Genomic DNA, 22,358 nt, shown 5'->3' with positions numbered 1-22,358 from the left:
GCCCGGGGTGCGCCGACGCCGGGGCTGCCGGGTGGCCGGGGCCGTCGGCGGGCCCGGCACCCTGGCCGCGGGGCCCCTGGCGAGGGGCGGGGCCGGCCCCGGAGGAGGAGGCGGGTCAGCCCCAGAAGAGGCGGGCCAGGCCCACTCCGGCGAAGGCCGCGCCCACCCCGGCGGCCAGGCTGGCCAGCACGTTCGCGGCGGCCGGCAGCCGGGCGCCGCCCTCGGCCAGCCGGAGCGTTTCGTAGGAGAACGTGGAGTACGTGGTCAGTGCGCCGCACAACCCGGTGCCCAGCGCCACCTGCACCCGGGAGGGGACGGCCGCGGCGGCCACCGCGCCCGTCACCAGGCCGAGCACCAGGCAGCCGGTGACATTGACGGTGAAGGTGCCCCAGGGGAAGGCCGAGTCGTGGCGGCGCTGCACCGCGCGGTCGACCAGGTACCGCAGCACCGCGCCGCCCATCCCGCACACCACGACCAGCAGCCAGGTCACGACGGACCGCCCGGGGCGCGGCCGGGGCGGTCGTCCGGCTCCGGGCCGTCGCCGGCCGGATCCGTGGTCGCGTCCGGGCCCGCGGGAGGGTGCGGCTCCGGGCCGCCGCGGGCCGGGTCGGCGCCGCCGTGCCGGCCCTCGGCGGGGAACGGCTCCCGGTCCGCGGCCGGGTCCGGCTCCGGGCCGTCCGCCGCGCCGGTGATCACCTCCACCGGTTCCACCGTGATCAGCCCGTCGTTCCCCAGGAGGCCGGTCAGCTCCGGCAGGAAGGCCCGGACGCGCTCCTCGGTGTCGATGACGACCACCGCCACCGGCAGCTCCTCGCTCAGCGACAGCAACCGGGTGGTGTGGATGCGCGAGGAGGCCCCGAAGCCCTCGACGCCGCGGAAGACGCTCGCCCCGCGGAGCCCCGCCCGGTGGGCGAGGTGCACGATCTCGCTGTAGAGCGGCCGGTGCCGCCGCACGTCGCTCTCCAGGACCAGGACGGTCAGCCGCAGCCCGGCCACGCCGCTCACGGCCGGCCCCCGTCCGCCGTCCGGACCGCCCCGGTGGCGCGCCGGACGGCCACCGCGCGCCGGGTGGCGACCGCCGCCAGCCACACCGCGGTGAGCGCGGTGAGCACGGTGGCCGCGAGGTAGCCCAGCGCGGTCCCGGTCCGTCCGGCCTCGGTGAGCCGCTGGACGTCCACCGCGTGGGTGGAGAAGGTGGTGAACCCGCCGAGCACGCCGGTGCCGAGGAAGGGGCGGACCAGCGGATGGGCGGTCCCGGTCTCCACGATCAGCACCAGCAGCACCCCGATCGCCGCGCAGCCGACGGCGTTGACCGCGAACGTGGTCCACGGGAACGCCTCCGGCGGGGTCGGCCACAGCCGGGACGCACCGTACCGCGCCGCCGTCCCGATGCCGCCGCCGATCGCCACCGCGATCACCACCCGTGCCTGTGTCACTGTCCGTCCGTGCCGTCGTTCCGTCCCTGCCGTCCCGCGCCGCGGCCGACGCGCGGTCCGTGGGCCGTGCACCGGCGCGCGGTCCGTGGGCCGTGCGCCGACGCCCCGCCCGAGGGCCGTGCACCGCCGTCCGTCCGGGGCCGTGCGCCCTCGCCCTCCGGGGGCCGTGCACCGCCGTCCGTCCGGGGCCGTGCGCCCTCGCCCTCCGGGGGCCGTGCACCGCCGTCCGTCCGGGGCCGTGCGCCCTCGCCCTCCGGGGGCCGTCCGGAGACGTCCGGCCCGCCGCCCGACCAGGGGTGTCCTGCGCTCCTCCCGGTCCACCAGGCTACCGCCGTCACCTCCGCGGGGGTGGGGTGAGGCCGTATGGTTGACCCAGCTGTGGCGCAAACTGCCCCACAGTACCGGACTCACAGCGGGGAGCGTGGAGATGGGTAAGGCCGGCACCAGGGAGACCTCCGGGGGCGGGGCCGGGCGCGGCCCGGACCCCCGGGCGGAGCGCAGCCGGGCCGCGGCGCTGGCGGCCGCCAGCGATCTGCTCATCGAGAACGGCTGGGCGGGGGTGACCCATGTTTCCGTGGCCGCCCGCAGCGGGGTGGGCCGCACCACGCTGTACCGGCACTGGCCGGAGTCGGCGATGCTCATCCAGCAACTGCTCGCCGAACTGTTCCAGGTGGAGCCGGTGGTGCGCACCGGGGAGCTGCGGGCGGACCTCGTCGGGGAGCTGCGGGCGTTCCTCGGGATGCTGCACAACCCCAAGGCCGAGCGGGCGCTGCGGGTGATCATCGACCAGGCGCCGCTGGACCCCCGGTACGCCGAGGTGCTGGCCTCGTGCAGCCGGAAGGGGACCGACGGGCTGCGCGGGATCGTGGACGAGGCGAAGGAGCGCGGCGAGCTGCCGCCGGACCTCGACACCGATGTGGCGATCGATCAGCTGCTGGGGCCGCTGGTGTTCCGCCGGCTCCTCTCGGGGGCGGAGTTCCCCGACGACTACGTGCCGGAGCTGGTGGACAGTTTCCTGGAGGCCCGGGTTCCGCGATCTTGATCGGTTCTCCAGCGATCCATCAGTGGGGCACCATGTCCCATACGAATCCTGGGTCCTGTGAAACACCTTGCGCCGCGGCGGGCGGCGGGTGTTTCCGCTCCGCGACGGCCCGGGGGCGCGCGCCCGACGGGCTGTCGACCTGACGTACTTACCCATTCCCGGCGTTCTCGGCGCCGGAAATGTGAGGGGAGTGATGTCGTGACCCAGCTCATCGACCGACGTGTCCACCCGGAACTGCGGCTGCCGCGTGGCGCCCGGCTGCACGGCAGGGAACAGGAGATCGCCGAACTGACCCGGCTGCTGGACGACCCCGGCGTCCGGCTGCTGACCGTCACCGGTCCGGCCGGCGTCGGCAAGAGCGCCCTGGTCCACGCCGTCCTGGCCCGCACCGGCGGCGCGGCGGGCACGGCCGGCCGGGCCCCGGCCGCCGGGACGGTGGTGGCCGACCTCGCCGCCGTCGGCACCCGGACCGCCGCCTGGCACGCGGTGGCCACCGCGCTGGGCGCCGGGGATGCCGGGGCCGGCCACCCGGACACCGCCGGCCACCCGGACACCGCCGCCGCCCTGATCGGCGGCCGGGAACTGCTCCTGGTCCTCGACAACGCCGATCTGGTGGCCCCGGTGCTCGCCGCCGACCTCGCCGTCCTGCTGGACCGCTGCCCCGGTCTGCGGACGCTGCTGACCAGCCGTTCCTCGCTCAACGTCTACGCCGAACAGCTGCTGCCGGTGGCGCCGCTGCCGGTGGCGGCCCGCGGCGGCGACCCGGCCGGCTCGGTCGCCGTCCAGCTCTTCCTGGACCGGGTGGGCGCGCACTACCGCGACGACGTGCGGCACAGCGGTGAACTGCGGAACATCGCCGAGATCTGCGCCGAACTGGACGGGCTGCCGCTCGCCATCGAGGTGACCGCACGCGCGGTCGGCGCGGTGAGCACCGGCGCGCTGCTGGAGGCGCTGCGGCGCGGCGAGTACCCCTGTCCCGGCCGGCCGCTGGACGTGCCCGCCCGGCACCAGTCCGTGCCCGGCGCGCTGGCCTGGGGGGACCGGGCGCTCACCGCCGGGGAGGGGACCCTGCTGCGGCGGCTGTCGGTCTGCGAGACCTCCATCGACCTGCTCACCGTGCAGCGGCTGGGCGACCTCAGCAGGGGGCAGGCGATGTGCCGGCTGGACGCGCTGGTCCGCAGGAGCCTGCTGGTGGGCGCCGGGCGGGTGGCCGGCGAACCGGAGTTCCGCCTGCTCGGCGCGGTACGCCGGTACTACCGCGGGCAGCTCGCCCGGTCGCCGGAGGAGAGGGCCGCGGCGTACGCCCGCCACACCGACCACTACCTGCGGTTCGCCACCGCCGCCGGGCAGGGCCTGCGCGCCCCGGACGAGCGGGCCCGCTGGCTGGCCCTGGTCCCGGCCCGGATGCCCGACGTCCGCGCCGCGGTCCGGCGCCTCCAGCGGGACGGCCGGCACGCCGAGGCGGTGCGCCTGGTCCTCGCCCTGGAGGAGGCCCTGACCGTGCACGGGCTGCTGCCCGAGGCGGCCGGGGTCCTCGCCCGCTCCATCGCCGCCCTGGCGACCGCGGTGCGGCGGGACGGCCCGGCGGGGGACGGCGAGACCGGCCGCACCCCGGGCGCCGGGACCGTGCCGGACGAGGGGGAGCGCGCGGCCCTGGCCGACGCGCTGGGTGCGGCCGGACGCTGGGCGCTGGCCCGCGGCGACCACCGCGGTGCCGAGGCGGCGCTGACCCGCGCCGCCGCACTCCACGACGTACTCGGCCCGGAACACCACGGCGGGCCGCTGGTCGCCGTGGCCCGCGCGGAGCTGGCCCGGCAGGCGGGGGATGCCGGGACGGCTCAGGCGCGGGCACAGCGGGCGGTGGCGGACCTGGACGCGGCACGCGACCCGCGCGGCGCGGCCGGCGCCCGGCGGGTGCTGGCCCGGGTACGGGCCGCCCGCGGCGCGCCGGACGCCGAGGAACCACTGCTGCGCGCACTGGCCGACCTGCGTGCGCTGGGCGAGCCGCACGCGCTCGCCCCGGTCCTGGTCGATCTGGCCCGGGTACGGCTGGACCTGGGCCGCGCCGGGGAGGCGTACGCCGCCGCCCGGGAGGCGATGGAGCTGCTGCTCCTGCACGGCGGCGCCCCGGCCGAGGTGGTCGGCGCGCTGGAGGCCGCGGTCCGCGCGGCACCGGACGGCGGCGACGCCGCCCGGCAGCGGCACCTGTGGCGGGTGTTCACCCTGGCCCGCGCGCTGGAGCTGTCCGAGTGGACGGTGGTCAACCACCTGCGCCAGGTGATGACCAAGCTGGAGTGCCCCTCCCGGGTGCACGTCACCCGCATCGTGCAGCGCCGGGCGGGCTGAACGGCTCCGGCCCCGCGCCGGCCGGGCGGGAGCGACGGTGCCCCGCCCCGCCGGCGTCGGCCGCCCCGGCCGGCTGTCGGCCGTCGCGTCCTGTGCCGGCCGCCACCGTGCGAGGTGGGCGGCGTCGCTCAGGAGAAGTCCAGCACCACCCGCCCCCGCAGGCCGCCGCCTTCCAGCAACCGGTGCGCCCGGGCCGCTTCGGCGGCGGGCAGCACCTCCGCGACGCGCAAGGTCAGAACGCCCTTCTCGGCCTGGCGGCACAGGGCGTCCAGGCCGACGGTGTCGTCGATGCGATCGGCCACCATCGCCGGGTGCACCCGGATGTCCCGCCCGGCCGGCCCCGTCCAGCCCCGGAGTTCGGCCAGGGCGCCACCGTCCCCGATCGCCGGCACGATCTCGGCGGTCTGCATCGATCCGTCCACCGCCCCGGCCACCCCCTCCGGCACCAGCGCACGGATCCGCTCGGCGACGTCGGCCCCGCGCTCCACGACGTGGTCGGCCCCGAAACCGCGGACCAGCTCCACATCCCGCCCGGCGGCGTCGGCGATCACCGTCAGCCCGTCGGCCTTGGCCAACTCGACCGCGTATCCGCCCACGGCCCCGGCGGCACCGGTCACGGCGACCGTTCCGTGCCGGGGCACGGACAGCACGTCCAGGGCGAGGCGCGCGGTCATGGCGTTCATCAGCAGGGTGGACGCCTCCGGGAAGTCGGCCCCTTCCGGGGCCGGCACCACCGACGCGGCGGGCACGACGACCTGTTCCGCGTAGGCACCGCCGTGCGGACCGGTGAACAGCACCATCGCCACCACCCGCTGACCGATGGCGAGTCGGCCGTCGGCCCCGGGCCCGAGTTGGTCGATCACCCCGGCGGCATCCATGCCCGGTACGAACGGAGGCCGCCGGCCGGGCATGCGGACGGCGTGACCACCGGTACGCAGCAGGACATCGGTCGGATTCACGGCGGCCGCATGCACGCGGATGCGGACCTCACCAGGGCCCGCCTGCGGTTCAGGCAGATCCAGCACGCGCAGAACGTCCGGACCGCCGAATTCGTGGACACCGATGGCCTTCATGTCCGTCGCAACCGGCCGCAGGGGCACGGTATTCCACGCGCCACTCGCGCGACCGTCACCTGCCCGGGCGCCCGTTCCCGGCCGCCGTCGGCGGAAAGGCGACACCACCCGTGAAGGGCAACGGTGACGTCGCGGACCGGCCAGCCACCCGGCGACGGGACTGCTGGACTGATCGCGGAACGCACGGCCCTTCACAGGACGGAACACCATGCCGGCCACCGCCACCTCCGCCATCAGCGGCCACCCCCTGCCCAGCCGGCCCCCGCTCGCCGGGTGGCCCGCCGTGTTCTCGGTGATGCTGGGCATCTTCGCGATCGTCACCACCGAGATCCTGCCGATCGGCCTGCTGACGTCCATCGGTTCCGACTTCACCGTCTCGGACGGGATGGCCGGGCTGATGATGACGATGCCCGGCTTCCTGGCGGCGGTCGCCGCGCCGCTGGTCACCACGGCCACGGCCCGCTTCGACCGCCGTCCGGTGCTCTGCGTCCTCATGCTCCTGCTGGCGCTGGCGAACTTCCTCGCCGCGGCGGCGAGCGACTACTGGCTCGTCCTGATCTCCCGGATCATGGTCGGGATCACGATCGGCGGCTTCTGGTCGATCGGTGCGGGGCTGGCCGAACGCCTGGTGGAGCCGGCCTCGGTGGGCAGGGCGACCGCGGTGATCTTCTCCGCCGTCCCGCTGGGGTCCGTCCTCGGCGTGCCGGCCGGCACCCTCCTCGGAGACCTCGCCGGATGGCGAACGGCCTTCACCGTCATGGGAGTCCTGACGGTCGGCGTCCTGGTCATGCTGTTCGTGTTCCTGCCGCCGCTTCCCCCGGCCCGGGCCACCGGGCTGCGGGTGCTCGGCGGCATGCTCCGGGGGGCCGCCACCCGGGTCGCCCTCCTGCTGACGTTCCTGATCGTGCTGGCCCACTTCGGCACCTACACCTATGTGACACCGTTCCTGGAGCAGGTCACCCACGCCGGCGGCGGGCTGATCACGGCGTTCCTCCTGCTCTACGGCGCCGCCGGCATCCTCGGCAACTTTCTGGGCGGCGCCTGGGTGGCCCGGCACCCGCGCGGCGTCCTCGGGCTCGCGGCCGGCCTGATCGCCGCGGCGACCCTGCTGCTCCCGGTACTGGGCCGCTGGGAGGCGGGCGCGGTGGTGCTGCTGGTCGTGTGGGGCATCGCGTACGGCGCCGTGCCGGTCGCGTCGCAGACCTGGTTCGCCAGGAGCGCGCCGCACGCCCCGGAAGCGGCATCGGTCCTGTTCACCGCCTCCTTCCAGGCCACGATCTCCCTCGGCGCGCTCGCCGGAGGCGTCGCCCTGGACCGTACGTCCCCGTCCACGGTCATGCTGCTGGGCGGCTGCACCGCGGTGCTGACGGTCCTGGCGGTGGGGGCGCGGTTCGCCGGGCGTCTCCCGGCTGCGGACGGCGACGAGCGGCCCTGACGGTGCGGGACGCGCCCACAGGCGCTTCACCCCGGAACACACACTCCGGCTCGGTTGAGGTGGGGGCCGCTCAACCCAGGAGGCGGGCGGGAACGACGGCCCGAGCGCGAGCTGTGTCCCAGGCCAGTTGTTTGGAGGCAGAGTGCGAACCCTGCACCCCCACCAGTGGCCACCCCTGAGGGTGCCGAACGGGGTTGAAGCCGTACAGTCCCCACATCATCCGAACCAACCCGCCGGCTCAGGTGACGACCTGCAGTGCGCCTCATACGCGAAGGTTGGCCACCATGCCCCGCCGCTCCTTGGTGCAGAGGTAGCGCCGGGCACGGTGGCGGGATTCGGAGCCGCAGGCTCCCAGACAGGGTCAGCTACTGGCCGTTGCCACGGCAGCGATGACGAGGACTTGCGCAGTGGCCCAGAAGGTGAATGCGTTACCCGCGTCCCTCGGACGCAGGCGTGCGATCACCCTGACCGTGGCGGAATCGGCCCGGACGTCTGTGATCTCTGCCCGCACCTCTTCCTTGCCCAGGGCGTATTCGCCGCGCCTGCCATCGATGCCGTACTCCAGACTGAAGCCTTTCAGGACAGCCTCGACGGTGAAACCGTTCTTGGTGTTGGCGAGAGGAGGGCTGAATGCGATCTCCTTCTCCATGATCATGTCGTTCTGACTGGTGCCGTACTGTTCCGGGAACCGGACCGTGCGTAGCATGAGATGGTTCGCCTGGAATGGCGGACGTTCGGCTTCCTCGACTTCTGGCATGATGGTTTCCTTTGCGGTTGTCGGGGCTGTTCCGGTGCAGACGTGCTAGGTCGCTAGGCCAAAAGCAAGGAAATGGTTTCTGTGGTAAGTAATCGCGCTACGATGCTGTGTCGCAGCGATGGTCAGGCCGCATCGGCCGGGCGGGCGACTTGACCGAATGAATGCTGTCGTTGCCTGGAGGCTGTATGCTCAATCGTCTTGGTGAGCGCATTCGGGTGATTCCCGGAAAGAGGTGAACGACACGCGCATTCACTCGGATGGCGCATTGATTCAAATCAATATTATCATCCCACATGCAATTCCCTGGCGGGTCTCCATCGAGAATGCGGCGAAACGCGTCATGGAATGTGTCATGTCTCAAGTCGCTGTCCTGTGGGGCAGGGGTGCACGCAACGTGGCGATGCCGCTGTAAGGCCCATCACCACGTGTAAGAGGGGTGGACCTGTGTCCCTGCCAAGCGCGCCGAACGGCCGGGTGTCCGGGCGTATTCTTCGATGTGTCGCCGCTCGGCGGGCCTGAGTGTGAATGCCCTAGTTCGATTCCGTACCTGGCCGGTCCCCGTGTTGACGCAAGACGGGGAGTGCGTCGTCCATATAACTCCTTAACGGTGGGCGGCCGTCACCTTTGGAGGCGGACGGGTACAACCGTTCGGGCCCGGTCGTACAGTGCGCGTGCAACCTGGTTCTTCAGGTGCGGGCGTAGCAAACTCAGCATCTTCTTTACGCGCTGGTCAGCTCGTCCGGACTGGACAAGGGGATAGTCGTCCAGCGCGTTGGACCAGGTGGCGCAAGCTGCTTCCAAGTGGCCGATGGCCAATTGACGCTCAGCGAGGATCAAACGCTCCTTCACCCGGGTCCGCCGGTAGACGTCGTAACGCAGTCTGTCCGACTGTTGCATCGCTTGGACTGCTCCCCGCATGTCCCCCATTTCAAAGCGGACCTGGCTGGTGTGGTAGTTGAGCGCAGCCGGGTCGTAGGAGCCGAACGCCCTCTCTCTGGACTCGGCCTTGTCCATTGCCGTCTCGGCTTCGCGTAGGTAACTCAACGCCCGGGCGTGGTCCCCCGTCTGCGCGGCAGCGTGCGCCTGTTGGCCCGCGAGGAACGCTCGCATGCGTGGGCCGGCGGCTGGAGACGCGGCAGACGCTGCGTCTGCCAAACGCATGGCAGTTTGGCCGTGACCCAGGTCAACCGCCTGCACGCTCATGCCACGTAACGTCGTGCAGTAGGTCAAGTGGTCTTCAGCCGCGCCGGCAAGCTCCAATGCCTTCAGGTAATACCGCTGCGCGAGCCCGTGCAGCCCTTCGTCCACCGCCATGTACCCCGTCAGATAGCAGAGGTCGGACGCTGCCGACATCATGGCTTTACGTACGGACTCGGGCGCGTCGGCCTTCAGGTACGGGGCAACCGAGTTGACCAGGAACGCGGCGGCCATGGGCCGTGCGTGTCGCCCGCCGAACTGGTCGTCGAGTTCGGAGATGCGCTCCGTCATGGCGGTGACCATGTGGACTTCCGGCATCCCTATGCGGAGGACCGCACCCTTCTGTGCCGTTTCCATGCGTCCCACCACGTCGGGCCAATCCGGAATCGTCAGCGCGACGGAATACAGACTCGCGCCGATGATGCTTCTACGGGACGGATCCACCACGTCTTGCCTCCCGAGATCAACCAGACCCTCAACGGTACTGGTGCCCGGATGGCCGTTCGAGTCATCGGCGGGTGCGGGGAATCCCGCCTCGGCGTGCATGACCGGTCGCCCGAGCCGGCGGGACAGAGCTTCAAGGATCAGGGGGCGCGCATCCACTCGTGGGGTGTGCCCACGCAGCCACTGAGCCACGGTGGGCCCGCTGTACGTCCGGGGAGTCGCGCGCTCGGTGGCGACACGGTTCACGCTCTGCGCAAACTGACGCTGTGTCCAGCCCGTTTCCGTGAGAAGGCGCTGGAGGTCCTGGTTCGGCTCGGGCACGGTGCCCCCCAACTCTCGCCGCTTTTAGCGCTTTTAACTTCCGCTGCCACCTCAACCGTAGCGCGCTCCGTAGTCACGCGGTTGCCTAGTGCGAGGAAGGATCACCCGCTCAGGGAGGGGCCCATGACCACGTGGGAAGACGCTGTGTGCGAAGCCAGGGCAGCCGAGGCACGGATACGGCGTGTGGTCGCCACGGCCGGGGTCGCGCTGCCGTACCTGGCGACCGGGCGGAGCATCGCGTACGCCTCGCCCACGCCCCGGATCGAGTTGGGCAGCGCCACGGTCGCCGACACCCGGCGGCTCGCCGACCTGATCGCCAAGGGGCTGGAGTCGGAAGGGCAACGGCTCCGCCCCGTGCCCGCCCCCGGAGTGCTGGTGACCGACACGCGCACGATGGATGTCGGGAAGGTGGTCGGGTGGGACAGCGAGAGAGGCGCGCTGACACTGGCGCCCGCGGACGGTGGGGAGCTGTGGGACACGACGGTCTACCGCGAATCCACCGAGCGGGAACGGCTGGAGTTCCGGATCGCGGTGAACCGCCACCAGGTGCAGCTGGTGACGCGCCGCCAATGAACCGGCCACCCCGCGAGCCGGAGGACCGGCCCGCCGCGCACTGCGGCTGGTGTACCGGTCATCGGACTGTGTGGTGCCCGGACTGCGCCGGATTCGCCGGTTGCGAGACGTGCACGTGGGAGCGCACCGTCCCGTGTCCCGAATGCAGCGGCGGACAGAAGACGCCCATCAGATGGTGGTGACAGGAGAAAGACAGGTGGACACCTTGCGAAACCGCGCGCTGTTCGCGGTCCGCGTCATCCGCGCCGGTGCGTTCTGGGCGCTGTGCGCTTCTTTGGTGGTGCTGGTCGTCTGGGGGTTCTGGTATGCCGATCCCTACCGGTGACCCGCCCGGCAATGCCGTCCGCGTGAGGAGCACGGTCACGGCCAGGGAAGTGAGGCGAACGGACCTGGTGGAGTGGGACGGGGAGTTCCGCGAGGTGCGGGACCTGTTCACCACCAGCGGCGGCAAGCACATCGTCTTCACCGACCGGACCTCGTGCACCGTCGGCGACTACGTGGCCGTCACCATCAAACGTCGCGTCACGGTCTCCCGTCGCTGATTTCCGTGTTCCGCGTAAGGCCCCTGCCCAGTTGTCCCCTCGCACGCAGTTGCGCACTTCCACGGTGCTGAGGGGTGCATTTGGCCCGTCTGATATGGAAAGGAGGAACAACGCATGTCGCAGCGGCACACCGCTGAGGAAACGGCAAGGGATGCAGATCCCCTTGCCGGTCCTTCGGTCATCGTCCTGGGCGACGCTGCCACGCTGACGCGTGGTAGCGACCAGGACAGCACTGAGTCGAAGCAGACCCCGTACGACTGATCGCATCAAGGCGGCCCCTGGCGGGAGTAAATCCCACGGGGGCCGCTCCGGCTCGGGTACGGATGAGGTGTTGAGATGGCAGAACGCACAGCGCGGTGGTACGGCGGATGCGCACCAGGCAGCCGAACCGCCGCGACCCCTGTAGGCGCACGGCTGCTCTGGCGTGACCCCGCCCTGTGGGTCTGTGGTGACTGGGAACCGGCACACATACGGACCGTGGAACTCGGCAACGCACGGATCGCCGCTCTCGGCCCGTGCTCGGCTTCCGAACGGGATCTCGCCCGTGCCTTGTCGTGCCCCGATCTGGCGACGGTGGCCAGTTCGTGGGCGGGCTCGCACACGGTGGTGCGTACGCGTGTGCGGGGTGGCGTGGAAGTGCTCGCCGATACGGCGGCATCGTCCCCGCTCTATACGGTGAGCACCCCCGGCGGGGTGGTATGGGGGTCCAGCTCCTACGGGCTGTCCCCGCTCGCCGGGGGGAACGTGGATGTCGAATGGCTTGCTACGTACCTGCGGGAGAAGTACGCGCCCGCCCCGGGCCGTAGCGCATGGGCGGGCGTTTCGCCTGTACCCGCCGGGCATCTGCTGACGCTCGGCGCCGAGGGTGGAATGTCGCTGTCGCCGTGGTGGAGTCCGGCGAGACGGACCCCTGACAGAGCGTCCGTGGCACTTCGGCGCGCGCTCGGGGAGGGGGTCCGAGTGCGAGTGGAAGGGGTGTTGGCGACCACGGATCTCGCAGGGATGGACTCCACTACGGTGACGTTGCTCGCTGCGCGGTACGGGCCCATCACGGGCGTGACGCTCCACCCCATCGGCGTGACCGACGGCGGAGATGTGGAATACGCCCGGGCGCTCGCCGTTCCAGGACTGGCCCGTATGTTGTTCCCGCTCGGTGTTCGGCATCTGCCGTTCTCCGCGACGGATGCGGTGCTGCCCGCAACGGACGAGCCGGCTCCGTCCACGCCCGTGTGGTCGATGTTCTCCGGTCAGCTCAGGGTGATGGCCGCCGCGGGTTCTGTCTGCCACCTGACCGGAGACGGTGGGGACAATCTGTTCCTGTCTGCCCCGACCCACCTTGCACGTCTCGCGTGCCGAGGACACTGGTTGCGGATGCTCGGGGACGCCATGGACTGGGCGCGGTTACGTCGGCAGAGCCCGCTTCCGCTGATCACTGCTGCCCTCCGGGGCAACGCGGCCCACATCGGACGCTCGGTACGGCCCCGTCCCGCGTGGCTCAACGTCCCCGTACCGGAGGTGCACACTCCCGCAGGCACCGACCCCGATACGGCGTTCGTCACGTCGCTGCGGACCGTGGCGCGGTCGGCGTTCGCCGAAATACAGCTCGCGGATGCGCTCGGTGTGGCGCTGCACAACCCGTACTTCGACGGGGCCGTACTGGATGCTGTGGTCTCGGCCCCCGTCGAGCAGCGGTACTCGGCGCGCCGGTACAAGCCGATGCTTGCGGGCACCTTCGCGGATCTGCTGCCCGAGGCGCATCGCAAGCGGGCCGCCAAGGGGCTGTTCGTCGGCGACTTCCACCAGGGACTACGCGTCAACCTGCGGCGCGTGATCGGACTGGCGGACGGGCGCCTGGCGGCCCTTGGCATCGTCAATCCCGTGCCACTCCGTGCTGCGATACACGCGGCGGCGCTCGGTGCACAAACGGTCTGGCCCCCGTTGCTGGCCGCTGTCTCTGCCGAAGCATGGCTAGAGGCAGTCGAGCGCGCACCCGGGACCGTGTGGACGCAGACCCCGGCAGCCCCGGCGGGTGCTCCGTGAGCCGAACAAACACTGTCATCGCCCGTGCTGCCCATGCCTGTGTCCTGATCGACTACGACACGGGCCGGACCGAGTTGCGCCCCGCTTCGGACGAGGCCGCAGCCATGGGGGAGATGGTCGTAAGGCTTCCCGAGGCATCCCTTTCGTGGGGGACATTCGAACAGCAGGCCGTACTTCCGGAGCCCGCTCCCATACCGATGAGATGGTGGATCGCGGCCGTTCCGGTCGTGTTCGCCACCGCCGCGGTACGGGCAGCCGGTCCACGCCGGAACAGGTTCTCGCGGCTCGTGCGGCTCGCCTGTACGGGGCGCGATTTGCCACCGGCCACAGCGTCTCAAGCCCGCTACGCTGTGCGCGCGGTTCGCCGGGCTGCACGGCTGTTGCCGATGCGCTGGGCATGTCTGGAGGACTCTGCTGCTGCCGCACTTCTGCTGACGGCGGTCCGTCGCCGCGCCGAATGGCGGCACGGCGTAGCCATCGACCCGGTACGGCTGCACGCCTGGATCGCCGACCCGGAAGGGAGACCGGTTGAGGAACCGGCGGATACGGCTCTCTACACCCCCACCTACACACCAGACGGACCCGGCCCGGCAAGGGTCGAAAGAGGAGCACGACCGTGAGTGACCCACACATCCTTCTTGCCGGCGAAGATCTCGCGCTGGGCATGCCCCGACAGGACATGTTGCCCGAGTACCACAAGTGGGAGAACGACGCGCGCACCATCCTCGGGTACGGCAATCAGTGGGCTCAGTCGTGGGAGGTTCGCGCCGCCGGGTACGAGCGCCAGCGGAGCAATGAGCGCTTCCAGCAGTTCGAGGTGGTGCGGCTGGAGGACATCAGGCCCGTGGGAATGACGATCCTGGAAGTCAACACCTACGTGCGCACAGCCGAGTTCGTGATCGTCCTCGCTCCCGAGGAACGTGGTAAGGGGTATGCCACGGAAGCGGCTCGGCTCACACTGGACTGGGCATTCCACCTGGCACACCTGCGCATGGTGTGGCTCAAGGTGCTGGAGCCCAACCGGGCCGGCATCGCGGCGTACGAGAAGGCAGGGTTCCGCCCGTCCGGTCGGCTCCGGCAGTCAGGATTCTGGCTGGGCAAGCCCGTGGACGAACTGATCATGGACGCGCTACCCGAGGACTTCTGCGGTCCGTCTGCCGTAAAGGCCACTCTCAGCGGCTGAACCTCCAGGCGTCCACGAGTGTGCCCGGTTCCCGGTCGGCGAGTGTCCCGAAGCTCAAGCCGGGGCCGTCCCCCGCACGCAAGAGCAACGGGAGGTGGTCCCGCCGCAGCCGGTTCCCGGGCCCGTCCGGCACCCCCCACGGACGATCAGCGGGCAGAGCCATGACGGAATGACGGTTAGAGGGTCTTTTTTATCCGCAACAAAAAATAAGGAGAAACCAAGACCGGCCACTCAACCGTCATGGCGTCATGGGCAGCGAATCCGGTGCTCTCCACAAGACAGTGAGAGGGCAGCGAACACCGCAGCGGTCACCAGTGGGCCCGGGAATTCACTGCTCTCCACAACACAGTGAGAGCGGGTTACCGGGCACCCACCCAACACGGGGACGCTCGGCGGACCGAGAGCCCGACTCTCACCAGCTTTGCCCGTGCACCACGCACCCCGCGTTGCTCGGGGTGGTCTGCCGGAGTCGTGAGGCAGAGCGCGGGGACTGCACCGCCCATCAGTAACCACCCCTCGGGGTGCCGAACGGGGTTGAAGCCGTGCAGTCCCCACGTTGTCCGACCGGCTCGCCGGCTCGGGTGACGACCAGCCCGCCTAAGGGTTGTCCCGTAATGCGGTGACGGAAGACCGACAGGTCAGATGCCTTGCTCAGAGAGAGCCACCCCTCCGGCAGGGGAGAGTTCGCGTGCGAGGGTCGCTCAGCGCCGATGGGTGCGTAGTACATCTCGGCACGTTCTTCCCACACGGTCGACTTCAGGGCGACCTGCTCGTCGAACACTTCCTGTCGAAGTTCCAGCATCCCGGCCTCGTTCAGTGCCCGGACGAAATTCAGGAGTTCGATCGTGCCGACCATCGCCCAAGCCACCAGGGGCACAGCGGCGCGAAACCGATCGCGCAGTCCGAAGGTGTCGCCTTCTTTGCGTCGCTCCGGATCGTGATGCACCACGTCTCCGTAGATCCAGGCCATGGCCAGCCCATGCGCATCGAGGTCACGCTCTTCGCCCGTAGACGTGTCAGCGACCATGACCCAATAGCCGGACTCGTCAGGCGTGGAGGGGCTTACCCGTGTCCGCCACTCAGCGCGTGCGGCCCGTATCCACGCCGCATCTTGTGGCGCTGCTCGACAGATGTAGCCCAGAGCCGAGAGCGCCTTCATGTGAAAACAGTCCTCCTGCTCCAGCAGAATTGGCCTGATACGCGCTGCCGCAGATTCGACCACTTCCTCGGGCGGAAGCTCGTACGAGATCCGGACCTCACCGCGGTCGACACGGACGTTGATGCTCATGCGGGTCAGCTCGACAAGGGCGTCCCAGTCGGCGGCCAGCGAATGCTCCTCCACCCTGCGGGCCCTCAACACGAAAGCCTCCAGCAAGCGCTGGTGCTTCTCGTCAAGAGTTTCCGTCTGCCTGCGGCTCACGCTTCCCCCCTCGCATCGATCGCTTCCAGCATGACGTGCCTTCTCCGTCGTATCCATCCAATTCGCCGGGCTGGTTGCCAGACGAGGAGCGCGGCTGGTCGGGAGGCGTGCCCAGCTCAGCGGCGCAGGCGCGAAAGCCAGCCGGTGGCCTTCTGTTCCGACACGGCCGGCTGCTGCTCCTGGCGCGTCGCGTTCGGCCAGGCTTCCTCCCAGTCGGTCCCATGTCGCTGGTCGCAGTCCCCGCACAGGGTCGGACGGGCCTTGGGAGGGAGGGCGTCCCAGCGAGTGCACTCCACCGCATGCCACCGCTCGTACGTGCATGAGGGCATGCTGTATGGATCTCCAGGAACGCTGCCTTGCACTCGGTGCAGCTAGGACGGCGGGCGTAGCGGCCTCAGCTCTTGCCGACCCCGCTCAAGAACAACTCTTCGAACCGCTGATACTCGCGGCGCAGGCTGCCCTTCCCTGTGTAGGCGGCGTGCGTTGCAAGGAAGAGACGCGGTCCCGCCCAAGCACCGTTCGACCACAACTGGATCAACCATGCCGGAGCTGTGCCGATGTCCTGGGACAGTTCAACCCACACCGCCGTGTCGGCAGCATGCTCGCCGTGAGCCATCGACGAGCCGCTCGTCCAGGCGTACCCCTCGATGCCGATACGGCGCTCAAGGTTCTCGCTGAGCCAGTCAATCGAAAGGGGTGTGATCTCGGGGGTGCGACGGCCCCTCTTCACAGACCAGCCCCGGTCCTTGGCGTAAGCCAAGATGTCGCTGATATCCTTCACAGGATCACGGTTGGTCCCGTGCGCGTCATCCAGGTCGCCGTTGTTCTCAACGAGCTGGTCGGCATCGGTATCGCCGCCGAGCATTTTCCTGAGACGGATACCTGCCGAGAGTCGTGCGAGGCGACGCGTCAGGGCACGTTGCAGGCGTTCGTCAGGGCTGATGGTCGGGTCGATTACCGCTGTGGCCCACAGGCACGCCTCGAAGACACCACGCGCGACCGAGACCGCGCCCATCAGAGATTTCTCTGCACGAAGCAAGACGGCGAAACCCCGAAGCTGATCGGCAGCGCTGAGGATGTTGACCGCTGATTCATACCGGAGAACCGTTGCGGCTGGTTCAGCGCGGTCCCCGAGCATGACGTCCGGGACCTTCATGTCCTCTCGCGCCGGGCTCTTACGCTCCGGTTTCCAAGGCTTGAGGCCCAGTTGCGTGAAACCGTCGGCTATTTCGTCGACCGCTGCCGCAAGCGCGTCGCGACGCGCATGTGCCTCCTGTTTGCCTTGGCGCAACTGGGCGAGGATATCCATCGCCCAGGCCTCGCCGTCCCTGCTCGTATCGTCTTGGCTTGTCACACGCCACACCCTGCCAGATTGCTACGACCAGGAAGTAGCGCCTTCCGTCCCGTGCTCCTTCGCGGCGACCGCTACAGGGTGGTGGACTCCTGGTTCAGCTACGACCACCACAGCGTCTTCGATGACGGCCTGCGCATCTTCCTCGAACCGGTCACTGAGGAAGATGACCGTCTCCGGCACCTAAGGGCTGTCCCGTAAATGATCTCCGGGTCGCCTCAAGCAAGGTGGCTGTTCGGCCCGTTGACCTACCCGGCGAGGGCGAGGTTGTGCATCCGGGCGATGCCGAGCATGGCGTGGTGGACACCGTCGCCCTTGAGGCGGCAGTCGCGGAGGATCTTCCAGGTCTTCATCCGGGCGAAGACGTGCTCGACACGGGCGCGGACCTGCTTGTGGGCCTTGTTGTGTTCCTCTTTCCAGGCCGGGAGTTCCGCCTGGCCGCGCTCGCGGCGGTGCGGGATGACGAGTCCGGTGCCCGGGTAGCCGCCGTCCGCGATCGTAACGGTGTTGCCCACGGCAGCCTTGGCGCCGGATTCCTCCCATGCCCTGCAGTCGTTGCGGTTGCCGGCGAGCGGCCGTCCGACCACGACGACCAGGCGGGTGTCGGCGTCGATGACGACCTGGTGGTTGGTGGAGTACCGGTAGTTCTTCGACCGCTCGGCGATGGTGTGGTCCCGGGTGGGGACCAGGGTGCCGTCCACGATGAGCACGGCGTCCTTGGCGAACCGCTTGCGGGTCTGGAGCGCGAGCATCGGCCCGAGATGGTCGGTGATCCGGGCCGCCGCCGACTTCGACACCCTAAACAGCGGCGCGAGCTGCCGCATGGTCAGGTTCGTGCGCCAGTACGCCGCGACCAGCAGGGCACGGTCCTCCAGCGGAAGGCTCCACGGCCGGCCCTTGCGGACCGCGTCCGCACCCTGGCGCCTCAGCACGGTCAACAGCTTCCCGAACTGCCTCGGGCTCAGCCCGCTGAACAAGGCTATCCAGGAAGACCCCGACGCCGTGATCACACCAGCCACGGCGAGATCGTCTCATTTTGATCACCTGCGAGGCCGTCAGCCTTTGACGGGGCGCATCTCGGTCGCCCGGACGGATTCGGCATGAGAGCCTCACGCCCGTGGCTACGGAAACCGAGGTGGGAGAGCTGTTGCACCAGCGCGGCTGGCGGACGGCGTTCACGGTCGCTGAAAGGGTGAACGCGTGGGCCGCCCTGATCAGCGCCATCGAGCGCGGCTACGGCGACGACATCTACGAGTACACCAACGACCTCTGCTGCCGAAACTGGCTGCACGAGGCGTGGCTCCTGCTGAACGAGCACGTCGTCCAGCTCTGGACCCCGCGGATCAAAGCCTTGGACGCGCGGTACAAGGCCGCGACCATCGACGACGACGGCCAAGCACTCAATCAGTTCCACAGGCTGCCCGGCCCCGACCTGTGGTGGTGGCGCCACCCCAGCATCCTCACCGGAGACCTCGGGTGTTCGCTTCGCTCGGCCGGTGCCATCGGCGCCAACCCGGACAAGGCGTGACCCTCAGCCTCGCGGATTACGGGACAGCGCTTAGCCCAACGGCAAGAGGCGTCGCGTTTAGACCGCGAAGGTTCCAGGTTCGATTCCGGGGGCGGGCACGTATCGACGACGAGCGACCGCATACCCGTTGGCACCGTGCCCACGGGGATGGGCATGTTGCTCATCCGGTCGCCTAATCGACAACAGGGGGCCGCCCATGCGCTGTATCGACTGCACCGAGCCTGCAACGCGCCGGGGCCGCTGCAAGGCTCACCACCAGGCGTACGAAGGTCGGACCAGTGTCCGCACCAGGCGCAAGCGCGGGAGGCGCCGAGCGGCCCGGTACGACGCTGCGGAACGGCTCCGCCGGCGGATCCGGGACCGGGGAAACGCGTGGTGCGACTGGTGCTTGGCCGACTTCCCCGCGGATGCGGTGGACGTGGACCATGTGCGCCCGCTCGCCCTCGGGGGTGAAGACGTGGACGGCAACGTTCAAGTGCTGTGTCGCGACCACCAGCTCAAGACCGGCACCGAGTCCGGGGCGGTTGCCGCCCGCGGAAGGCTCTAGTTATCCACAGGGGGCGGGTTGTCTACAGGCAACGGCCCGCAATCCCCACGCATCGCCGCTGATTGTTCCCATACGCGCATGGACCTGATCGCATTCAACGCCGTTGTCCCGTTCACAGCGCTGGCGAGCGCTCTTGCCTTGGTGGCTGTCTCTCATCCCGACCCCGCAGTTCGGGGGCGCGCGCTGCGCGTGCTGGAGACGTTGAGCCGGTTCGAGCGGGGGTGGTAGTAGCACCGTTGGCGCCCCAGGTTGTTGCGGTCTTGCTCCCTTGTCGGACTGCAAGACCGCAACAGTCGGGCGCTCTACTTTTCGATCTCTCTGTTCCTGCGGGCGCGCTCACGATGCCATTCTTCAAGCAATGCCCGGCGATCACGGGAATTCTGCGGCCACAGGGTCCGCGTAAGCAGTACCACACAGACGAGAATGGCGACGAGTACGGCAACGGCCAGTAATGCGCCCCATGGCGCGTTCTCCGGCAGAGTAAACACGACTTACAAACCCTTCGACCTTGACGGTCGGCGGGTCACTCAGGCAGCAAGTACGGCGCTCCCCAGCGCACTGCCACGGTGCCCGCCCCGGTAAGTGATCACGGGGAGGGCAGTGCTCGGCGCTCGGGGCGCTATTTGTGGTGTCTCGTCTAGCGGCTCGGGCTGCCAGTCCGGTGCATCCTCGGAGTGCCTACGGCCGAGCGCGCGGGACAGCAACAGAAGCAGAAGCCGAGCGATTATTTGCAGTAGCTGAACCTTCAGTTCGGCCAGCGCGGCAAGGAACTCGGCGGCAGCAAGCTGTCGTTCGGCCCGGGTCTTCGCTCGGCGCAGCCCCCATGCTGCTTGCCAAAGCCGCTTAAAGGCGTGCCCAAGTGACTCTTTGCACTCAGCGATGATGCGGATTTCGCCGTCATCGATGACGATATCGACATCTGCAGACCCGCGGGTTATTTGAAGATTTGACGCACCGTCGGGCGGGGCAAAGCCGATGTTGTCAGCCGGGAATGACAGCATCTCGGAAGGGCATGCCATGAAGATTTCTTTGAAAATCTCAGCGAAGCGCGCCACTTCGTTGGGAACGGCGTGGCTCCGCGCGGTTCGTTCTTCCATCGCACCCCCTTTCGTCGTTCACCGTCACTGTACCGGGTTGGTGTCGCGAGCGCGGATGCGTTGGTGATCGTTTCGATGTCGCGAGGCTCCGGCGTCTGGAGGTGACCACCATGCCCGGCAGACCCCGCCCCCCGTGCTCGGTCCCCGGGTGCCCCGAGCTGACCACGGGCGGGCGCTGTCCGAAGCATGCGAGGGAAGCCGAGCGGCAGCGCGGGACGACCACGGCGAAGGGCTACGGGACCAGGTGGCAGCGCATCCGTCGGCGGTACCTGTACGCGCATCCCTGGTGCGTGCTGTGCGGCTCGCCGGCCACGGTGGCTGACCACTTCCCCGAGTCGCGCCGCTCGCTGGTGGCTCGGGGCGTGCCGGATCCGGACGCGTGGTCTCGGCTCCGTCCGCTGTGTACGAGCTGCCACAACCGCGAGACCGCGAAGCGTCAGCCCGGTGGTTGGGCTGCCGAGCGTGTGAAGCCCCGTCGCTCGTGACCGGCGACCAGGGGGTGACCCCCGAGCCCTCCCGAGATTGAACGGCAGGGAGGCAAAAAGCTGGCGCCGCAGCTACCGCCCTTGCGCGTACACGAAGCCCGGCAGCGACAGGAAGCCGAGCGGGAGCGGGGGCACCACCGCCGTGCAGCACTCGCCGCAGCGCTGAACGGGCGCGACTGCCCGGCTGCTCTCTACATCACTCCAGGCAGTGGGCTCCGTACCGTCCAGACCGCCGGGGGTGGTGCACGCATGAGCGCAATGTGCTGCGGCTGCCAGACTCGGACGACCGCCCTCGACTCCGGTGCTCTTCATAGAGAGTCCGGGACACGTCTTGTACGCCTGCCCCACGTGCGCCCCCACGCTCAAGCCGGGACCACCCCCGCGCGTAAGAGCAATCGCAGGTAGCCCCGCCTCGGACAGCAAAACGCCCCGTTCGGCCAGCTGCCGGGCAGGGCGTCAGAGCGGGGGGAGGCGGCGCTTGAGCAGGCAGAACTCGTTGCCCTCGGGGTCGGCGAGGACGTGCCAGGAGGCGTCGGCGGGCTGGCCGATGTCGACGAGCCGGGCACCGGCGGCCAGGAGGCGCTCCAGTTCGGCGTCCTGGTCGCGGTCGGTGGGGTTCACGTCGATGTGCAGCCGGGTGGGCCCGTTCGCCGGGTCCTCGTCGCGGATGAGGAAGAGCGTCGGCTGCGGGCGGCCGAATCCTTCGCGGGGGCCGATCTCGACGTAGACCTCGGCCTCGCGGTCGAGGACCACGAAGTCCAGGATCTCGCACCAGAACCGGGCCAGCGCCTCGGGGTCGTGGCACTTGAGCACCAGCTCACTGATACGGCACGCCATGGACGGAACCTGCTTTCGGACGGAACTGCCGGGGACGCACGCATCTCCCGTGGCCCCCTGGGTGAGAACACCGGCGACCGTACCGGGCGGGGCGGGCGGGGCGAAGTGATTTCCGCGCCTCTCGCGATCACGTGGCCACCGGGCCGGAGGCGCCGGCCGCGGCGCGGCGCCGCGGGCTCACTCCCGTACCCCGGCGGAACCGAGCCGTCGGGGTACGGGGGTGAGCCGGTGCGGGGCGGGCGGCCCGGGATCAGGCGAGAGCGCTGACCAGCAGGACGAAGGCGGCGGTGATGACGGCCACGCGGACGTAGTGGAAGCGGTTCCAGCGGTCGAGCTGTTCCTTCCAGTCGGCGGGCCGGTTCTCGGGCGTCCACGTCTTGTTCCGGTTGTTGATCGGGACGAGCAGCAGGACCGACATGATCACGCTGAGGACCAGCAGTCCGCCGGCGGTGGCGACGAGACCGGCGCCGTCGTGCTGCCACCCGGCGACGGCCCAGGCCACGATGAGGGCGAGGGAGCCGATGTACCAGACCGGCATCGCGGCGCCGAGCATCCGCCCTCCGTGGGCGTGGCCGAGCTGGGCGCTGTCCTCGGGGAGCGCGTTGAGGATCGGGTTGATGACGAAGGAGACGGACAACTCCACCCCCACCATCAGCCCGACGATCACGGTGGTGACGACTTCGAGTGTGCTGAGCACGATGACC

The 22,358-nt window shown here is 69.9% G+C and carries 26 protein-coding genes; 13 read left to right on the top strand and 13 right to left on the bottom strand.

Translation table 11 applies throughout. The features are described from left to right. Positions 1-115: 115 nt before the first annotated feature. Genes crcB (IHE55_RS09275) through crcB (IHE55_RS09265) form a run of 3 tightly spaced genes read right to left on the bottom strand, consistent with a single transcriptional unit; the run spans position 116 to position 1,508 of the window. A complete protein-coding gene (crcB, locus tag IHE55_RS09275) occupies positions 116-490 on the bottom strand; it encodes a fluoride efflux transporter CrcB (protein ID WP_197988596.1) in 375 nt (124 codons plus the stop codon). Further along, complete coding sequence (locus IHE55_RS33045; RefSeq protein ID WP_197988595.1) at positions 487-1,005, bottom strand: DUF190 domain-containing protein; 519 nt, start codon at positions 1,003-1,005, stop codon at positions 487-489. Before IHE55_RS33045 ends, crcB (IHE55_RS09275) begins: the two co-directional genes overlap by 4 nt. Beyond that, complete coding sequence (gene crcB, locus IHE55_RS09265) at positions 1,002-1,508, bottom strand: fluoride efflux transporter CrcB (RefSeq protein ID WP_372442645.1); 507 nt, start codon at positions 1,506-1,508, stop codon at positions 1,002-1,004. Before crcB (IHE55_RS09265) ends, IHE55_RS33045 begins: the two co-directional genes overlap by 4 nt. 355 nt (positions 1,509-1,863) lie before the next feature. Between crcB (IHE55_RS09265) and IHE55_RS09260 the strand changes: the two genes are divergently transcribed. Both IHE55_RS09260 and IHE55_RS09255 read left to right on the top strand, forming a co-directional pair. Then, on the top strand, positions 1,864-2,478 hold the full coding sequence (locus IHE55_RS09260) for a TetR-like C-terminal domain-containing protein (protein ID WP_197991887.1): 615 nt from the start codon (positions 1,864-1,866) through the stop codon (positions 2,476-2,478). A 198-nt stretch (positions 2,479-2,676) separates the two neighbouring features. Continuing rightward, a complete protein-coding gene (locus IHE55_RS09255) occupies positions 2,677-4,824 on the top strand; it encodes a winged helix-turn-helix domain-containing protein (protein ID WP_197988594.1) in 2,148 nt (715 codons plus the stop codon). A gap of 128 nt (positions 4,825-4,952) precedes the next feature. Here IHE55_RS09255 and IHE55_RS09250 read toward each other — a convergent pair whose 3' ends face one another. Then, positions 4,953-5,897 carry an NADP-dependent oxidoreductase gene (locus IHE55_RS09250; RefSeq protein ID WP_197988593.1) on the bottom strand — a complete coding sequence of 315 codons (945 nt, stop codon included), beginning with the start codon at positions 5,895-5,897 and terminating at the stop codon, positions 4,953-4,955. Between the two features lie 208 nt (positions 5,898-6,105). On the opposite strand from IHE55_RS09250, the gene IHE55_RS09245 reads away from it, so the two are divergent. After that, positions 6,106-7,332 (top strand): MFS transporter, encoded by a 1,227-nt coding sequence (locus tag IHE55_RS09245; RefSeq protein WP_197988592.1) that lies wholly within the window; start codon positions 6,106-6,108, stop codon positions 7,330-7,332. 361 nt (positions 7,333-7,693) lie between these two features. Here the strand turns inward: IHE55_RS09245 and IHE55_RS09240 are convergent, their stop codons facing one another. Together IHE55_RS09240 and IHE55_RS09235 are read right to left on the bottom strand one after the other, a co-directional pair. Continuing rightward, entirely contained in the window at positions 7,694-8,089 is a 396-nt protein-coding gene (locus IHE55_RS09240; RefSeq protein ID WP_197988591.1) for a hypothetical protein, read from the bottom strand. 618 nt (positions 8,090-8,707) lie between these two features. Further along, the gene (locus IHE55_RS09235; protein ID WP_307826585.1) at positions 8,708-10,051 is read right to left on the bottom strand and encodes an NsdA family TPR-like regulatory protein; all 1,344 of its coding nucleotides are present in this window, start codon (positions 10,049-10,051) and stop codon (positions 8,708-8,710) included. Positions 10,052-10,174: 123 nt separating this feature from the next. On the opposite strand from IHE55_RS09235, the gene IHE55_RS09230 reads away from it, so the two are divergent. The 7 genes from IHE55_RS09230 to IHE55_RS09200 all read left to right on the top strand — a co-directional run bounded on the left by IHE55_RS09230 (position 10,175) and on the right by IHE55_RS09200 (position 14,389). Beyond that, the gene (locus IHE55_RS09230) at positions 10,175-10,624 is read left to right on the top strand and encodes a hypothetical protein (RefSeq protein ID WP_197988589.1); all 450 of its coding nucleotides are present in this window, start codon (positions 10,175-10,177) and stop codon (positions 10,622-10,624) included. A 178-nt stretch (positions 10,625-10,802) separates the two neighbouring features. Then, complete coding sequence (locus IHE55_RS09225) at positions 10,803-10,949, top strand: hypothetical protein (protein WP_197988588.1); 147 nt, start codon at positions 10,803-10,805, stop codon at positions 10,947-10,949. 49 nt (positions 10,950-10,998) lie between these two features. Continuing rightward, positions 10,999-11,166: a hypothetical protein gene (locus tag IHE55_RS09220; RefSeq protein WP_197988587.1), complete on the top strand. Its 168-nt coding sequence runs from the start codon at positions 10,999-11,001 to the stop codon at positions 11,164-11,166. Positions 11,167-11,280: 114 nt separating this feature from the next. Next, positions 11,281-11,427 (top strand): albusnodin family lasso peptide, encoded by a 147-nt coding sequence (locus IHE55_RS09215; RefSeq protein ID WP_197988586.1) that lies wholly within the window; start codon positions 11,281-11,283, stop codon positions 11,425-11,427. Between the two features lie 75 nt (positions 11,428-11,502). Continuing rightward, positions 11,503-13,206, top strand: coding sequence for an albusnodin/ikarugamycin family macrolactam cyclase (locus IHE55_RS09210; protein WP_197988585.1), 1,704 nt, complete (start codon positions 11,503-11,505; stop codon positions 13,204-13,206). Further along, positions 13,131-13,826 carry a lasso peptide biosynthesis B2 protein gene (locus tag IHE55_RS32585; RefSeq protein WP_197988584.1) on the top strand — a complete coding sequence of 232 codons (696 nt, stop codon included), beginning with the start codon at positions 13,131-13,133 and terminating at the stop codon, positions 13,824-13,826. Before IHE55_RS09210 ends, IHE55_RS32585 begins: the two co-directional genes overlap by 76 nt. Continuing rightward, on the top strand, positions 13,823-14,389 hold the full coding sequence (locus tag IHE55_RS09200; RefSeq protein ID WP_197988583.1) for a GNAT family N-acetyltransferase: 567 nt from the start codon (positions 13,823-13,825) through the stop codon (positions 14,387-14,389). The genes IHE55_RS32585 and IHE55_RS09200 overlap by 4 nt, the downstream gene beginning before the upstream one ends. Before the next feature lie 502 nt (positions 14,390-14,891). On the opposite strand, the gene IHE55_RS09195 is transcribed toward IHE55_RS09200, so the two are convergent. The 4 genes from IHE55_RS09195 to IHE55_RS09180 form a co-directional block, all read right to left on the bottom strand. Beyond that, positions 14,892-15,809, bottom strand: coding sequence for a hypothetical protein (locus tag IHE55_RS09195; RefSeq protein ID WP_197988582.1), 918 nt, complete (start codon positions 15,807-15,809; stop codon positions 14,892-14,894). A gap of 116 nt (positions 15,810-15,925) precedes the next feature. Beyond that, on the bottom strand, positions 15,926-16,138 hold the full coding sequence (locus IHE55_RS09190; protein ID WP_197988581.1) for a hypothetical protein: 213 nt from the start codon (positions 16,136-16,138) through the stop codon (positions 15,926-15,928). A gap of 65 nt (positions 16,139-16,203) precedes the next feature. Next, positions 16,204-17,163, bottom strand: a complete 960-nt coding sequence (locus IHE55_RS09185; RefSeq protein ID WP_197988580.1) for a hypothetical protein — start codon at positions 17,161-17,163, stop codon at positions 16,204-16,206. Positions 17,164-17,408: 245 nt separating this feature from the next. Beyond that, positions 17,409-18,179, bottom strand: a complete 771-nt coding sequence (locus IHE55_RS09180) for a transposase (protein WP_197988579.1) — start codon at positions 18,177-18,179, stop codon at positions 17,409-17,411. A 98-nt stretch (positions 18,180-18,277) separates the two neighbouring features. Here IHE55_RS09180 and IHE55_RS09175 point away from each other — a divergent pair, with 98 nt between their 5' ends. The 3 genes from IHE55_RS09175 to IHE55_RS09165 all read left to right on the top strand — a co-directional run bounded on the left by IHE55_RS09175 (position 18,278) and on the right by IHE55_RS09165 (position 19,463). Continuing rightward, a complete protein-coding gene (locus IHE55_RS09175; protein WP_197988578.1) occupies positions 18,278-18,688 on the top strand; it encodes a hypothetical protein in 411 nt (136 codons plus the stop codon). Between the two features lie 196 nt (positions 18,689-18,884). Beyond that, a complete protein-coding gene (locus IHE55_RS09170; protein WP_197988577.1) occupies positions 18,885-19,235 on the top strand; it encodes an HNH endonuclease in 351 nt (116 codons plus the stop codon). Between the two features lie 78 nt (positions 19,236-19,313). After that, positions 19,314-19,463, top strand: a complete 150-nt coding sequence (locus tag IHE55_RS09165) for a hypothetical protein (protein WP_197988576.1) — start codon at positions 19,314-19,316, stop codon at positions 19,461-19,463. Between the two features lie 299 nt (positions 19,464-19,762). On the opposite strand, the gene IHE55_RS09160 is transcribed toward IHE55_RS09165, so the two are convergent. The 3 genes from IHE55_RS09160 to IHE55_RS09150 form a co-directional block, all read right to left on the bottom strand. Next, on the bottom strand, positions 19,763-20,332 hold the full coding sequence (locus IHE55_RS09160) for a hypothetical protein (protein WP_197988575.1): 570 nt from the start codon (positions 20,330-20,332) through the stop codon (positions 19,763-19,765). 941 nt (positions 20,333-21,273) lie between these two features. Further along, a complete protein-coding gene (locus tag IHE55_RS09155) occupies positions 21,274-21,654 on the bottom strand; it encodes a VOC family protein (RefSeq protein WP_197988574.1) in 381 nt (126 codons plus the stop codon). 250 nt (positions 21,655-21,904) lie between these two features. Then, positions 21,905-22,351 carry an anthrone oxygenase family protein gene (locus tag IHE55_RS09150; RefSeq protein ID WP_197988573.1) on the bottom strand — a complete coding sequence of 149 codons (447 nt, stop codon included), beginning with the start codon at positions 22,349-22,351 and terminating at the stop codon, positions 21,905-21,907. Positions 22,352-22,358 lie beyond the last annotated feature (7 nt).

Source organism: Streptomyces pactum (assembly GCF_016031615.1).
Taxonomy (GTDB): domain Bacteria; phylum Actinomycetota; class Actinomycetes; order Streptomycetales; family Streptomycetaceae; genus Streptomyces; species Streptomyces pactus.
The sequence above is the reverse complement of the archived record's forward strand: the minus strand, read 5'-3'. Positions and strand labels throughout refer to the sequence as shown.

Bases quoted from the DNA above. Each gene is read 5' to 3' on its own strand.
- IHE55_RS09260 (WP_197991887.1), top strand. From the start codon at position 1,864: ATGGGTAAGGCCGGCACCAGGGAGACCTCCGGGGGCGGGGCCGGGCGC.
- IHE55_RS09250 (WP_197988593.1), bottom strand. From the start codon at position 5,897: ATGAAGGCCATCGGTGTCCACGAATTCGGCGGTCCGGACGTTCTGCGC.
- IHE55_RS09245 (WP_197988592.1), top strand. From the start codon at position 6,106: ATGCCGGCCACCGCCACCTCCGCCATCAGCGGCCACCCCCTGCCCAGC.
- IHE55_RS09240 (WP_197988591.1), bottom strand. From the start codon at position 8,089: ATGCCAGAAGTCGAGGAAGCCGAACGTCCGCCATTCCAGGCGAACCAT.
- IHE55_RS09230 (WP_197988589.1), top strand. From the start codon at position 10,175: ATGACCACGTGGGAAGACGCTGTGTGCGAAGCCAGGGCAGCCGAGGCA.
- IHE55_RS09215 (WP_197988586.1), top strand. From the start codon at position 11,281: ATGTCGCAGCGGCACACCGCTGAGGAAACGGCAAGGGATGCAGATCCC.
- IHE55_RS09210 (WP_197988585.1), top strand. From the start codon at position 11,503: ATGGCAGAACGCACAGCGCGGTGGTACGGCGGATGCGCACCAGGCAGC.
- IHE55_RS32585 (WP_197988584.1), top strand. From the start codon at position 13,131: ATGGCTAGAGGCAGTCGAGCGCGCACCCGGGACCGTGTGGACGCAGAC.
- IHE55_RS09190 (WP_197988581.1), bottom strand. From the start codon at position 16,138: ATGCCCTCATGCACGTACGAGCGGTGGCATGCGGTGGAGTGCACTCGC.
- IHE55_RS09170 (WP_197988577.1), top strand. From the start codon at position 18,885: ATGCGCTGTATCGACTGCACCGAGCCTGCAACGCGCCGGGGCCGCTGC.
- IHE55_RS09165 (WP_197988576.1), top strand. From the start codon at position 19,314: ATGGACCTGATCGCATTCAACGCCGTTGTCCCGTTCACAGCGCTGGCG.
- IHE55_RS09160 (WP_197988575.1), bottom strand. From the start codon at position 20,332: ATGGAAGAACGAACCGCGCGGAGCCACGCCGTTCCCAACGAAGTGGCG.
- IHE55_RS09155 (WP_197988574.1), bottom strand. From the start codon at position 21,654: ATGGCGTGCCGTATCAGTGAGCTGGTGCTCAAGTGCCACGACCCCGAG.